A 14,083-nucleotide genomic window follows, 5' to 3' on the forward strand; every position below is an offset into this window, starting at 1 on the left:
GATGATACAAACGAGCCAGATACAAATGAGCCAGGACAACAAAAGGAGCGGGGATCAAATTTGATCCCCGCTCCTTTTGTCTTATTTATTTTCTTTGCGTCTTCGTTGCTTAGCGCCCTGGCCTGCTAGAATTCCTGTTCCAGCTTGCCTACAGTCCCTTCATCTGTAATACCCTGTACTACTACGCGGAAACGTTTGGAGAAGTCGTTGTTATAGAATTCTACTTTGGCGGTATGGGTGAGGGTGTCTACTGCCACGTTGGGGTTCCAGTAGAGCGTCAGGCGTTTGTCGGGAAGGGCATGCACTTCTTTTTTCACGGAGTAATCCGGAGAATAGAAGGTTTTCACGATGGCATAACCTGCTTTCTTATACAGTTGGAAACCTTTGATAGACGGATCATTGGCAGGTGGATTGTCGCCGCCTTTTTTAGTGTATACGGCGATGGCACCGTTAGCACCACCGAAGCCGCCCATGAAAGGAGGGCGGAAAACCTTGATCAACGCCACATCGTTGATAGACAGGGTGCTCAACATGCTGATGTCAGTCTGCATTTCGTTGAGATACAGGCCTGGTTTACCCCCGCGCCAGGAGAGGCTAGGGTTGCTAAGGTCTCCGGTGATCTGTAAGCCGGCCACTTTGGACTGGAGATACTGGAAGATGTTGTATGCAGTAGGGTTCTCTTTGGTGAGGTCAAAACTGTAACCATCGCCACCGGAGAACATCCCGGAGGTATACCGTTTTTCAGTTGTTTCTTCCGGTTTGATTTTTTTCGCGTTGACATTTACTTCCTGCAGGTATACCGTTTTATTATTGATGGCGCGGTTTACCTTATTGCTTTCCGCAGCTGTGGCGAGGAATAGTTTCAGGGAACTGTTGTCGACTGCAGGAGGCACCCTCAGCGGATAAGGGATTTTTACCTGAGTGGCGCGGTCAAAGAAGTGGATGTCAAATTTTACGTTCACGTCTTTGCCTTTCTTGGCGTCACTGCCCTGGTAATAGATGTAGGCTGTGTCCGGGAACACCATGTTGGCGATGTTGAACTGGCCTTTTTCATCGATCGGTGCGGAGGCGAACATAGAGGAACTGTCTACCGGCAGTTTGATGATCATGTCCAGTTTACCGCCCACGATAGGCCTGCCATTGACACCGGTAGTGATACCTTTTACCGTAACGCCCTGTTCATAAGGGTAGCGGACTTCCGGGAATTCATTTTTGGCGATCTTCTCCCAGCTGAACCTGCGCCATCCGTTGGTCAGCATCACGAGATCGAGTGCTTGCAGGGTAGCCGGGTTGGTATCTTTAAAATACCAGTTGGGATTGTATACGTATCCTTTGATATCGGAAGTAAGGAGCAGGGTAGACACGATATCGGCGGCGTTTTTATCAACAGGCACTGCATCGGCATCGGTAACGGCCACGGATATATTGGACTGCAGCGTGTCCGGGAGGCGCAGCACAAAAGTGCTTTTCTTGCGGGGCTCGCGGGCAACGTCAGATTCCAGTACGTCCATTTCCATGCGGTCGTTGTTGCGCACAAAGGCCAGTCGCTCTGCGAGCGGGGCGCCGTTATTACCGAACAGCGTTATCTGAAGGATGCCACTGGGCAGTTTGTCGGCTGGGATGAAGCCACTGATACGGCCTTCCGATACGTCGAGCAGGGCTTTGTACACCAGTTGCTGGCCCATCTGTGCGATGACCACCAGTTTATTCAGTGCGGTATCGCCCATATTGGCGGGAACGGCCTGGTAGAAAATACGGGCGCCTTTGTTGAATACTTTCAGGGATGCGCCGGTTGTCTGAACAGCCGGGAGGGTAAAGGTTTTGCTTTGGCCTTTGGCACTTTTCACTACTGCCTGGTAGCTGTCGGAGCCGCCGGCAGGCGTGATTTCGAAGGTGCCCATCCCGTCGTGTACGGATTTGATGGCGGTATTTTTAGGATCTTTTAAGGTACCGGTCACTTCAATCGGGTAACCGTTGTTATCGATTGCCTTGAAAGCTACCGTGTTAGCCTGCCCGGCAATGAGGTTGCCGCCTTCGGGGAAGAACTGCACCGAAAAATCGGCCGCGGTGCTGTCGGCAGCCGGACCGCCTTTTTTAGCCGGATCAAATATCTCGATGGTACGGGTGTAAGTGAAGGCCGGGTCAAAGTTGAGCATCCAGGCGGTATAAGCTCTCAGCTGGTAGGTGCCTGGCTTCTGTGCTTCGGGCAGTTCAAAATTACCTGGCGCGCCGGCATTAAAAACGGCGAACAGTTTCTTCTGAACGATGTTGTTATTCTTGTCGAGCAGCTCTACATACAGGTTGGTGGCCTGTGTGGAGGGAAGCCCCTGCAGGGTGACATACCCTTTGAACCAGATGGTTTCACCGGCGGCATAGTAGTCTTTGTCCAGATGCAGGAAAACTTTTTCCTGGGGGTAGCGGTTGTTGTATTGTTGTAAAGCCTGAACCAGATGATCTGACCAGTCGGCAGGTGGCGGCATCACCGCCACGGCGCCCATCACTCCGGCCAGCAGGGTAGCGGGGACCATCCACTTCAGGTGACGTCTCTTTTTGGTATTGTGCACTTGCATGAACTGTATTTTGAGCCGAAATAATGGATATCAATAATAGGACAAATATAAACTTACGAAAGAATAAACGGTAAGATTACGGCAGGTTTGTTATTATTGCGTCTTCAAGCTTTGGTTTTAACAAGATTTTAATGAGTGTAATCCGGAAAAGATTAGTGGTGGCCGGCGGCGGTGCGGCCGGTTTTTTTTGTGCGGTCAATGCGGCACGTTTATGCCCCTCCCTGGAGGTGGTGTTGCTGGAAAAAACCGGTAAACTGTTATCCAAGGTGAAAGTCAGCGGCGGCGGCAGGTGTAATGTGACCCACAATGCGCCTGATATTACGTATATGACTAAACGTTATCCCCGCGGGCAGCATTTTGTAAAGAAGGCTTTCTCCCGCTTTTTTGTGACGGATACTATTGAATGGTACGGTGAACGGGGAGTGAAGCTGAAAGCGGAGGCCGACGGGCGGATGTTTCCGGTCACGGACAATTCGCAGACGATCATTGACTGTTTGCTGCGGGAGGCAGACAAATACCAGGTGAGGGTGGAAACCAACAAGGAAGTCACCGCACTGGAAAAGAGCGCCGACGGGCGTTGGCAGCTGCAGTTGCAGGATGGCCGGTCGCTGGCGGCGGACTATGTCTGCGTGGCTGCCGGAGGTTATGCACAGAGCGGCAAATTCGGCTGGCTGGAAAAAACAGGCCATTCCATTATACCTCCTGCACCCTCCCTGTTTACTTTCAATATGCCGGGAAATCCCATTACGGCCCTGATGGGCGTGGCGGCTACGGCACATGTGAAAATTGCCGGCACCAAACTACAGGAGACCGGCCCGTTACTGATCACTCACTGGGGCATGAGCGGCCCGGCAATACTGCGCTTGTCCGCCTGGGGCGCCAGAGAGCTGCAGGCGCTGCAATATACTTTCACGGCGATCGTGAACTGGCTGCCCGACCACCATGAAAATTCATTGCGGGAAGAATGGCCGTCACTGCGCCAGGAACTAGGCAAACAGAAAATACATCATAAAAACCCCTTCGGCCTGCCACAAAGGCTGTGGCAATTTCTCCTGTTGCAGGCGGGTATCTCTGAAGAGATGCGCTGGGCAGACGTGCCGGCGAAAGACCAGAACCGGTTTATGAAGATGCTGGTCAGCATGGAGTTTCCGGTAAAAGGAAAAACCACTTTCAAAGAGGAGTTTGTTACCTGCGGCGGTATCACGCTGAGTGAGATAGACCCTGCCACCATGGAAAGCCGGCTGGCCCCCAACCTGTTTTTTGCCGGCGAAGTAATGGACGTAGACGGCATCACCGGCGGGTTTAACTTCCAGCATGCCTGGACCAGCGGATTTATCGCTGCCACTGCCATTGCCATGAGGGCCACTGAACAATAACTGTTGATAGTCATGTTTATGACCATCACCGTTACAGTTTCAGGTAGTGCATGCCTGGCTCATATTCTTTGTCCAGCGCTGTCAGCAGACTTTTGAAGTCCTCCGGGTTCCGGAGGAAATCCACTTTTGTCGTATCGATAACGAGGGTACGGACAGGATGTTGTTTGATATACTGCATGTACATGTCGTGTACATTGAGCAGGTATTCATCCGGTATCTGTTGTTCGTAGGAACGGTTTCGGTGTTTGATGTTTTCCTGCAGCCTGGTAACGGGCGCATTCAGGAATATGAGCAGCTCGGGCTGTACCAGTTGTGGATTGATGATATCAAAGAGTTTCTGGTAGAGGGAATATTCTTCTTCTGGCAGGTTGATTTTGGCAAACAGCAGGCTTTTGATGAACAGGTAGTCGGAGACCACCACTTCGGAGAAGAGGTCTTTTGTTTGCAGCATGTCTTTCAGCTGTTTATATCTTTCCGCCATAAAAAACAGTTCCAGCGGAAAGGCGTATTGCTGCGGGCGTTCGTAGAAGAGGGGAAGGAAGGGATTGTCGGCAAACTCTTCGAGTATCAGTTTGGCTGAAAAGTGTTTGGCCAGCATATTGGCCAGTGTGGTTTTGCCGGCGCCGATGTTTCCTTCTATGGTAATGAATTTATAGTGCATGGATTAGTTTTTTTGCACGCAAAGCTGCTAAGCAGCCAAGCAGCAAAGATAAAGATTAGTTTAGCTCACCTGTCAGGCGGCAGGGTGGAAGTTGTTTCCCTTTGCGCCTCTGTTGCTTAGTGGCTTTGCGTGCTAAGTTTAACGGCGCTCAGGTCATCCGGGCATTCCTGTTGCAGCTGCCTGACGGTCTTATGCAGCAGGGGGTGCATGTACTCGGGGACTATTTCTGTCAGTGGCACGAGCACAAACTGGCGCAGGTGCATCCGGGGATGCGGCAGTTTCAGTTCCGGGAGGGAGATGACCTCATCGTTGAAGAAGATCAGGTCGATGTCGATGACCCTGGCGCCCCATTTTTCCTGCCGGATACGGCCGATCTGGCGTTCGATGTCCAGCAGTGTATGCAGCAACGTTAGTGCGTCCATACTGGTCTGTATTTCAACGCCCTGGTTGAGATAATCGGGTTGGTCTACGGAGCCCCACGGGGCTGTCTGGTATAAGGGGGAGGTTTTTATCACCGCTCCGGCTGTTGCGGCGATGTGCCCGATTGCTTTTTGCAGGTTGGCTACACGGTCGCCCAGGTTGCCACCTATAAGTAATATTGCTGTATTCATGTATATTCTGAGGCCCAAAAGTAGCCATATTCCGTATTTTTGAAAAAATGTATCTTTCCATTTCCCTTTCATTTAACTAAAACGTATGCGTTTCTTTAAAACTTTCCTTGCAGCCCTTCTGGCATTCATTGTCTTTACAGGCCTGTGTTTTATTGTGCTGCTGGCAATTATCGGGAAAGCCATTTCCCGTGAGCCGGTGACGGTTTCCCCCAATGGCGTGCTCACTATTCATACCAGCCAGGCATTCCAGGAACAGAAAATTGTGAACCCCGTGGCCGCTTTTATGGGAGACGAGTCTTCCGAAATTCCCGGCCTGTTCCAGGCGGTAAGGCTGATCCAGCATGCTGCTACAGATGATAACATTAAAGGTATTTATCTGAAAGTGGACGGTAACGGCAACGGCTTTGCCGGCACCGAAGAGCTGCGCAACGCCATCCTGCGTTTCCGCAAATCCGGTAAGTTTGTATATGCCTATGGTGAAGTGATGACGCAACAAGGTTATTACCTGGCCAGCGCGGCTGACAAGGTGTACCTTAACCCTAAAGGCGGTATTGACTTCGCTGGTTTTTCCACCCAGCTGACGTTTTTAAAAGGGACCCTGGAGAAACTGGAGATACAACCTGAAATTTTTTACTGTGGTAAATTCAAAAGCGCGACCGAACCCCTCCGCGAATCACAGATGACAGATGCCAACCGTATACAAACCAATCAGTTCCTGAGTGTACTGTATGGCAACTACCTCAACGGCATTGGTACGGCCCGTCAGCTGGACACCGCCTCCCTGCATGGTTATGCCAATGAAAACCTGATCCGCGAAGCGCCGGACGCGTTGAAATATAAACTGGTAGACGGTCTTAAATATGACGACGAAGTGGTGAGTGAACTGAAAAACAAAACCGGTATCAAATCTGATGAAGACCTTAACCTGGTGCCTTTCCTGAAATACAACAGCGCTGTGACACTGAGCAATGGCGGCGGAGAGCATAAAATCGCCGTGATCTATGCCCAGGGCGATATTATCAGCGGAGAATCCGATAAACAGAACGTTATTGCCAGCGAGAGCTATATCCATGATATCCGTAAGGCAAGGGAAGATAAAAAAGTAAAGGCGATCGTTTTCCGGGTTAACTCCGGTGGCGGCAGCGCCCTGGCTTCAGAGGTGATCTGGCGTGAACTGTCACTGGCTAAAAAAGTAAAGCCGGTGGTGGTGTCTATGGGCGACTATGCGGCTTCCGGCGGATATTATATTTCCTGTATGGCCGACAGCATTTTTGCACAGCCTAACACACTGACCGGGTCCATCGGTGTTTTTGGTATCATGTTTAACATGGAGAACTTCTTCAAAAATAAACTGGGTGTAACATTCGACGGTGTGAAAACAGCGCCGTATGCAGATCTGGGCACCATGTCCCGTCCGCTGAACGAAGTGGAGAAACGTTTTATCCAGGATGGTGTGGACAGCATCTATGCTTCGTTCAAATCCCGGGTGGTGGCCGGCCGTAAGCTGAACGCCGCTGTGGTGGACAGCATCGCGCAGGGCCGCGTATGGAGCGGTACTGATGCGCTGCGTCTCGGACTGGTGGACCGTATCGGGGGCCTGAATGAAGCCCTGAACTGCGCTGCCCGCCTGGCAAAGGTGTCAGAATACAGAATGGTGGAATACCCGGAAATCAAGGATAAGCTGTCCCGGTTACTGAAAAACGTAGGCGGGGAAGTACAGGCCACCATGGTGAAAAGAGAAATGGGCGTGAACTACGACCTGTACCAGCAACTGAAGGCTATCCAGCACATACCTGGCGATGTACAGGCCAAACTGCCTTTCGTGTACAAGTTTTAAGACGATCAGATTTTAATATACCGGGGGATGAACAACTGTTGTTCATCCCCTTTTTTATGGCGTTAACTGATATTAAAATCCACTTAAAAATCGCGGGGGCATCTCCCGGAAAATCATTAAAAGAGATTAAAAGCAGCAAAAAACCATCAAAAAACGATGAAAAATGAACGAAAAGGGGAGAAAAATACCTAAAAGGAACATTTTCCTGCCAGACTGCGGATATGAAGCATGAAAAATCGGAAAGGACGTTAATTTTTTGAGTAGTTTTACGGGATTTTTTAACAAACGAGACTCAGATGAATGGAGTGAAGTACAGCCAATGGAGGGCCATGCTGGCTATAACAAAAGGAAGTTTAAGAGGTATTTTCAGAAGCCCTTCCGCGGTGGTTTTTAGCCTGGGATTCCCGCTTGTGTTCATTCTGGTATTCGGATTTATTGGTGGCGGCAGTGTATCCGTGAAAGTGGGCGTGGACAGGCATACTGATATCAACAGCCGGTTTTATGAAGGGCTGTCAAAGGTGAAAACGCTGAAACTGGTCAGTGACCAGCCTGCAGCAGAGATGGAAGATGATCTGAAGAAGGGGCGTATTACAGCCATCCTGAATATTGTGCCTCAGCAGGGGGCTGACAGTCTGCCTCATTTCCTGGTGAATGTCAGGACCTCCACGGCCTCAGATGCCAACAAAAAAGCCATTTTGATGTCTGTGCTGAAGGAAGTGGCGGCGCGTATCGATGATCATGTTTATCCACGCGCTTCCGTGGCGACTTTTACGACCGAAGAGATACCCGGCCGTGTTTTCAAGACCATTGATTTTATTTTGCCCGGCCAGCTTGGTTTTGCGTTGATGAGCGCTGCTGTGTTCGGCACCGCCTTTCTCTTTTACAGTTTAAGACAAACACTGGTATTAAAACGTTTTTTCGCCACTCCGATCAAACGTACCTATATAGTGCTGGCAGAGGCTTTCAGCCGTATGATCTTCCAGCTGATCAGCTCTGTGGTGATTATCGGGCTGGGCCATTTTGCTTTCGGTTTTACGCTGGTACACGGATGGGCCACCTTTATGGAGATGCTGGTACTGTCTGTTTTCGGGCTGCTGGTATTCATGGGCTTCGGTTTTGTGGTAAGCAGCATCGCTAAAAACGAGAGTACTATTCCGCCACTGGCCAATATTGTGACACTGCCGCAGTTCCTGCTGGCAGGCACTTTTTTCCCGATAGATTCTTTCCCTGCCTGGCTGCAGCCTGTCTGCAAGGTAATGCCGCTGACCTATCTCATTGACGCACTGCGCAAAGTGGCCTTTGAAGGGCAACACCTGTGGCATGTGGGCTGGGACATCGCTATATTGACCCTTTGGGGCATAGTAGTGTATGCGGTAGCCGTTAAAGTATTCCGTTGGGAGTAGCAGGGTTTTTTCGTTAGCTTTGGCTTACCTAAAATCAGCTACATGCAGGCCTTTTTTATTCTTCTGGGGGCGTTGATCGTCCTGGTATTGGGGCTTTTCATATTCAGCTTGTTTCTTCCCCCTGTGGTCAAAGTGGAGCGTTCCCTCATAATTGCTGCACCGGCAGACAGGATTTTCCCGTTAATCAACGTTGTGCGCAACTGGGAATTGTGGTCGCCCTGGAAAGAGCAGGACCCTGACATATCTATTACCTATGGGGAAAAAGACAGCGGCGCCGGCGCCAGCTACAGCTGGAAGAGCCATAACCGCAACATTGGGACGGGGCATATGACCATTACGGAATCCCGGCCGGAGCAGTACATCGCCACAGACACCGATTTTATGCGGGTAGGTATTGCCAAAGGCACATTCCGGCTGGACCCTGTAGGGGAAGGTACGCTGGTGAGCTGGAGCATGACCTGTAACATGGGCCAGCATCCATTACGCAAAGTAATGGGACTGATGATGGATAAATGGGTGGGCCAGGACTTCGAAAAGGGACTGGAAGGAATAAAACGATTAGTAGTTCGTAATTAATCAGCATTATGCGTCTTTTTAAATTGTTAGGCATCAGCATCGTTGTACTGGGCATGTTTGTGTTTCTGTTATCGCTGATGTTCCCCTCTACCGCCGTGGTAGAGCGTACCGGGGTGATCCAGGCGCCCATCGATTCGGTATATGCGCAGGTCAATAACCTCAGGGCCTGGGAAAACTGGAACCCGTGGAGCCGTCCTGATACTACCGCTCAACTGGTATTTTCTGCACAGACCGCCGGTACCGGCGCCAGCTATTCCTGGGAAGGGAAATTCAACAGCGGCAAAGTCACTATTACCGGCAGTGAGCCTGACAGAGGCGTACATTATACCCTGGACATCAAAAATATGCGTCCGGTGAAAGGGGGCATTGAACTGAAAACCACCGCCGATGGTAAAGCCACCGCGATCTTCTGGCACATGGAAATAAAACTGGGCCTGGCGCCCTGGTGGAAACTCCGGGGATTTCTGGCAGACCGCATCTACGGCCCGGCTATGGCCGATGGCCTTACCCGCCTGAGCCACCTCTGCGAGCACCCGTGATCAAAGGAGGAATTTTTAAATTTATTTATTTTACCATTTATCCAATAAATAAAGGTGGAGCAGTGTAATAGTTCTAAATTGTTGTTATTACCTTATTCCACAACACAAAAAACTACATCTGCAATGAAACACCTTTTATTGGCTGCTTTTTTCTGTATGGCCACCACACTCGGTTTTGCTCAGGAGAAAGCCAGAAAAAGCCCACATGTAAACGTAGAAAATAAAGACATTAAAGTGGTCTATGGCCAGCCGTCCAAAAAAGGAAGGGTGATATTCGGTACCCTGGAGCCTTTTGGAAAAGTATGGCGTACCGGCGCTGATGAAGCTACTGAAATCACTTTCAAGAAAGATGTGGTATTTGGTGGCAAACCAGTGAAGGCAGGCACGTACACGCTCTTCAGCATCCCGGATACCAAAACATGGACCGTGATCCTGAACGGTAAACTGGGCCAGTGGGGCGCCTACGATTACGAGAAAAACAAAGGCGAAGACGTGGTATCTGTAAAAGTACCCCGCGAAACGCTGAAAACACCGGTGGAAAAACTGACTTTCACCCTGCCCGGCAATGCGGTGGTATTTGAATGGGATGATACCAAAGTATCTGTACCTGTGAAGTGATTTTTTTGAAGGATAAAAAACAAGCGGCGAAGATAACCTCTTCGCCGCTTGTTTTTTTATGCCGGTTGAAGTGATGTTACCAGTTCGCGGATACTGCCATATACGGCCGTCAACTGTTCATCTGTAATACAGTAAGGCGGCAGGATGTACAATGTATTGCCCAATGGCCGTAGCATAATGCGTTTGGCCCGGAAAAAGCGGTGAAGATGGTCCGCCAGCTGGTTCGTATAACCGTCCGCGTTGTCTGTGACCAGTTCAAATGCCAGGATGGTCCCTAAAAGCCGGGGATTTTTAACCATGGGAAGTTGTTTCAGTTCTTTGAGGAACTGCCGGTGATTTTCGTATATCCGTTGGCGATTGAGCGCACAGGCCGGGTCCACGAAGAGGTCGAGGCTGGCGAGCGCCACGGTGCATGCCAGCGGATTGGCAGTAAAGGAATGCCCGTGGAACAGTGTTTTCAGCTTGTCATCGGAGAGAAACGCTTCATAGATATCGCTGGTGCAGGTGGTGATGCCCAGCGCCATACTGCCGCCGGTGAGCCCTTTGGAGAGGCATATCATGTCCGGAGCGGTCTGCATGTATTCCATGGCGAAATTTTTCCCTGTCCTGCCGAAGCCGGTCATCACTTCATCGGCGATGAGCAGGATATTTTGTTGCCGGCAATATTGCAGGAGCTGTTCAAATCCGGCGATATCGTACATGACCATGCCGCCGGAGCCTTGCAGCAGCGGCTCAAAGATAAAGGCCGCGACTTCGTCCGGCTGTTGCGCAGCAATGGAGGCAATGAGGTCCTGTGCATTGCCTGCCGTGGGCACGTCCAGGAAATGGACTTCAAAAAGGAAATCATCGAACACGCGGGTGAACACGCTGCGGCCGCTGACGCTCATGGCGCCGAAGGTATCGCCGTGATAGGCGTTTTTAAAAGCGATGATTTTATGTCTGCGTTGTCCTTTGTTATGCCAGTACTGCAACGCCATTTTAATGGCCACTTCCACGGCGGTGGAACCATTGTCAGAGTAGAACACGCGACGCTGGTTGGAAGGCAACAGCTGCAAAAGCCTTTCCGCCAGGTTGACGGCCGGCGGATGGGTATAGCCGGCGAAGATGCAATGCTGTAACTGTAACGCCTGCGCTGCCAGCTGCTGCGCGATATGCGGATGTGCATGCCCGTGAATATTGACCCACCAGCTGGAGGTGGCATCTATATAAGCATTGTTGTCTTCATCATACAAACAGGCGCCTTCGCCACGAACAATACCGATAGGAGCAGGAGCGGTCTGCATCTGGGTATATGGGTGCCAGATCACTTCGAGGTCTCTGGCAGACAGGTTTCCTTTAGCTGTTGACATGCCGCAAATGTAGGTAATTCATTTTTTATACCTGTGGAGTATCCGGTAGAGGTCTTCCGCTTTATAGGGTTTGGGAAGCATGTCTTTCACTTCCAGTTGCCGCAGCTGTTCTGAGGCGTCAGGCATGATATCGGCGGTCAGCACAATGATGAAGGCATTGGGCTGCAGGCGGCGTATCCACGGAATGGTTTCATACCCGTTCATTTCAGGCATGTGGAGGTCAAGCATGACGCCGTCGAAAGATTGTTCCTGCATTTTGGCGACGGCTTCTTTTCCGTTGACCGCCAGTGTTACGTCAGCCCCGGTTTTATTGAGCTGCAGTTGCATCACCTGGCGGTTGATCTTATTGTCTTCCACGATGAGCACCCGTCTGCCGGTGAGCATATTGGCCGGGTCGATAGTGGCGGCCGGCGCAGGTTCGGTATTGGCGTCGGGAAGGGCGAACGTAATGGAGAAGCGGAAGGTGGTGCCCTGCTGGGGTTGACTTTCAACGGAGATGTGGCTGTTCATCAGTTCCACCAGTTTGCGGGTGATGGACAAACCGAGGCCGGTGCCGCCATATTCCCGGGTAGTGGCGGAATCTCCCTGTACAAAGGTGTCAAAAATACGGCCCTGTAATTCGGGCTGTATGCCGATACCAGTATCTGTTATTTTAAAGCAGATGTTCACATAATGATGGTCGGACTTCTCCGGTAACAGCTCCAGGCTGATATATCCGTCATTGGTGAATTTCACCGCGTTGTTAACGAGGTTATTGAGGATTTGTCCGAGGCGTACCGGGTCACCCAGTACTTGTTGCGGGATACCGGCATCGATGCGGGTATACAGTTGCAGTCCTTTGGCTGCCGCGAGTGGCTGATAGTTGCCGGTGATGCCCTGTATCAGGTCGTGCAGATCGAAAGGGATATATTCCAGGATGACTTTCCCTGCTTCAATTTTACTGAGGTCGAGGATATCGTTGACGAGGCCCAGGAGGTGGTTGGCGGAGAAATGCAGGTTCTGCAACAGCTCCGGGTGCAATGCGCCGGGCTGCTCACGGAGGATACCGGCGATGCCGATGATAGCATTGAGCGGCGTCCTTATTTCATGGCTCATCACTGACAGGAATTCGCTTCTGCTTTTGGCGGCGTTTTCCAGTTCTATCTCTGATTTTTTCTGTTTGTCGATATCCATGATGATGCCGCGGAAAGCGTTCACCTTTTCATGATGGAATACGGGTATCCCGGTGGTGCGTACCCATTTGACAGTGCCTTTGGCGGAAATATGCCGCAGGTCGATGCAATAAGGCTGATGATGGCGGAGCAGCTCTATCTGCGCTTCTTCCAGCAGGTGCCTGTCTTCCGGATGATAGAAGACCAGGTCATTGTAGATAGCGGTAAAATTCTCCGGCAGTTCGCGCAGCGTGTATACTTGTTTGGTCCAGAACACCTGTCCGGTCACGAGGCTGAATTCCCAGCCGCCGATCAGTGCCATCTGTTGGGTGATATCGAGTATCTCTATGTTCCGGGCGTAGTCTGCGTTGACCTGCCGCAGCTCCAGTTCACTTCTTTTACGCTGGGTGATGTTTTGTATGAACAGCAGGACACGGCGCGGAGAGCTGTCGCTGGCGGGCATCAGGCGCATTTTCACTGCGTACCAGTAAGGCATGTCCTGCCGGATGTCGGCATATTCATAATATTGCGGATCGCCGGTGCGGAGCAGTGTGTCCGTCAGTTGCAGGAAAGCATTGGCATGTTCTCCCACGAAATCCATCATGCATTTGCCCAGTATTTCATCTTCCGGGAAAAACAGCAGGTGCTGCTGGTTGCACCAGACACGGGTAAACACCAGGTTTTCATCGAGCTCAAATACAATATCGTCGAGAGAAGAAGTAAAGGCATGCAGTTCGGTGACCAGCTGCTGGTTGGTCATTTCCAGGCTTTCCCGGCTGCAATGGGTACGATAGGTATGCAGCAGCGCACCGTATGTCAGCGCGACAGGTTGCAGCAAGGATATAAGTGACGGATGGTATCCACCGGGTTTGTTGACCAGTCCTATCATGCCGATGGTGTCACCATGATGGCAGACCGGGATACCCAGAAAGGCCCGGAATACGGCAGGATGGTGTGGTTCATCTTTTTCCGGATGGTTGCTGAGCACGGGCTCTCCTTCGTTTAACACTCTACCGAAGAGGGTGTCCATATTGGTGAAATGTTGTCCGCGTTCAAGGCGGGCACCGAAGTATTGCTGTACGTTGGCGTGCCATTGGATATTGATGATGGCCTGTACTTCCAGGTATGGCTCATGAAAATAGTCTTTTTCCATGGCGCCCATAAAACCGCCTTCGCTGCCGGTGAGGGTGATCAGTTCGAGCAGCAGTGCCTGGCACACCTGTGCGGGCTTGTTGTCTGCAAAGCTGGTATGCAGGGCCGTAATGATGTCGAGTGCTTTCTGTTGGGGAAAACCGGTATGGTCATCCATTCCATCTTCTAGTGGCAGGCTCCTGGAACTATTGCCAGAAAAGGGATTCACCAGCATGCGTGATCAGGTTTAGAAGGTTTGGG

11 protein-coding genes are annotated in these 14,083 nt (G+C 51.0%); 6 read left to right on the forward strand and 5 right to left on the reverse strand.

Annotated features, from left to right (window positions below; translation table 11 throughout):
* Positions 1–125: 125 nt before the first annotated feature.
* Positions 126–2,570 (reverse strand): MG2 domain-containing protein, encoded by a 2,445-nt coding sequence (locus ACTJJS_RS03655; protein ID WP_440662459.1) that lies wholly within the window; start codon positions 2,568–2,570, stop codon positions 126–128.
* A gap of 131 nt (positions 2,571–2,701) precedes the next feature.
* Here ACTJJS_RS03655 and ACTJJS_RS03660 point away from each other — a divergent pair, with 131 nt between their 5' ends.
* The gene (locus ACTJJS_RS03660) at positions 2,702–3,946 is read left to right on the forward strand and encodes an NAD(P)/FAD-dependent oxidoreductase (protein ID WP_168869210.1); all 1,245 of its coding nucleotides are present in this window, start codon (positions 2,702–2,704) and stop codon (positions 3,944–3,946) included.
* 31 nt (positions 3,947–3,977) lie between these two features.
* Here ACTJJS_RS03660 and ACTJJS_RS03665 read toward each other — a convergent pair whose 3' ends face one another.
* Entirely contained in the window at positions 3,978–4,607 is a 630-nt protein-coding gene (locus ACTJJS_RS03665) for a deoxynucleoside kinase (RefSeq protein WP_440662460.1), read from the reverse strand.
* A gap of 116 nt (positions 4,608–4,723) precedes the next feature.
* Complete coding sequence (gene folK, locus ACTJJS_RS03670; RefSeq protein WP_440662461.1) at positions 4,724–5,218, reverse strand: 2-amino-4-hydroxy-6-hydroxymethyldihydropteridine diphosphokinase; 495 nt, start codon at positions 5,216–5,218, stop codon at positions 4,724–4,726.
* An 85-nt stretch (positions 5,219–5,303) separates the two neighbouring features.
* Here folK and sppA point away from each other — a divergent pair, with 85 nt between their 5' ends.
* From sppA to ACTJJS_RS03695, 5 genes are all read left to right on the forward strand, one after another.
* Positions 5,304–7,055 carry a signal peptide peptidase SppA gene (sppA, locus tag ACTJJS_RS03675; RefSeq protein ID WP_440662462.1) on the forward strand — a complete coding sequence of 584 codons (1,752 nt, stop codon included), beginning with the start codon at positions 5,304–5,306 and terminating at the stop codon, positions 7,053–7,055.
* A 296-nt stretch (positions 7,056–7,351) separates the two neighbouring features.
* Entirely contained in the window at positions 7,352–8,458 is a 1,107-nt protein-coding gene (locus ACTJJS_RS03680) for an ABC transporter permease (protein WP_440662463.1), read from the forward strand.
* A gap of 42 nt (positions 8,459–8,500) precedes the next feature.
* Positions 8,501–9,034: an SRPBCC family protein gene (locus ACTJJS_RS03685; RefSeq protein ID WP_168869205.1), complete on the forward strand. Its 534-nt coding sequence runs from the start codon at positions 8,501–8,503 to the stop codon at positions 9,032–9,034.
* Between the two features lie 8 nt (positions 9,035–9,042).
* Positions 9,043–9,573: an SRPBCC family protein gene (locus tag ACTJJS_RS03690; RefSeq protein ID WP_440662464.1), complete on the forward strand. Its 531-nt coding sequence runs from the start codon at positions 9,043–9,045 to the stop codon at positions 9,571–9,573.
* Between the two features lie 123 nt (positions 9,574–9,696).
* Positions 9,697–10,191: a DUF2911 domain-containing protein gene (locus ACTJJS_RS03695; RefSeq protein ID WP_440662465.1), complete on the forward strand. Its 495-nt coding sequence runs from the start codon at positions 9,697–9,699 to the stop codon at positions 10,189–10,191.
* 56 nt (positions 10,192–10,247) lie between these two features.
* Here the strand turns inward: ACTJJS_RS03695 and bioA are convergent, their stop codons facing one another.
* Positions 10,248–11,540, reverse strand: a complete 1,293-nt coding sequence (gene bioA, locus ACTJJS_RS03700) for an adenosylmethionine--8-amino-7-oxononanoate transaminase (protein WP_440662466.1) — start codon at positions 11,538–11,540, stop codon at positions 10,248–10,250.
* A gap of 18 nt (positions 11,541–11,558) precedes the next feature.
* Positions 11,559–14,057: an ATP-binding protein gene (locus ACTJJS_RS03705; RefSeq protein ID WP_440662467.1), complete on the reverse strand. Its 2,499-nt coding sequence runs from the start codon at positions 14,055–14,057 to the stop codon at positions 11,559–11,561.
* Positions 14,058–14,083: the final 26 nt, after the last annotated feature.

It is taken from the genome of Chitinophaga sp. 22308 (genome assembly GCF_052045305.1).
Taxonomy (GTDB): Bacteria; Bacteroidota; Bacteroidia; order Chitinophagales; family Chitinophagaceae; genus Chitinophaga; species Chitinophaga varians_A.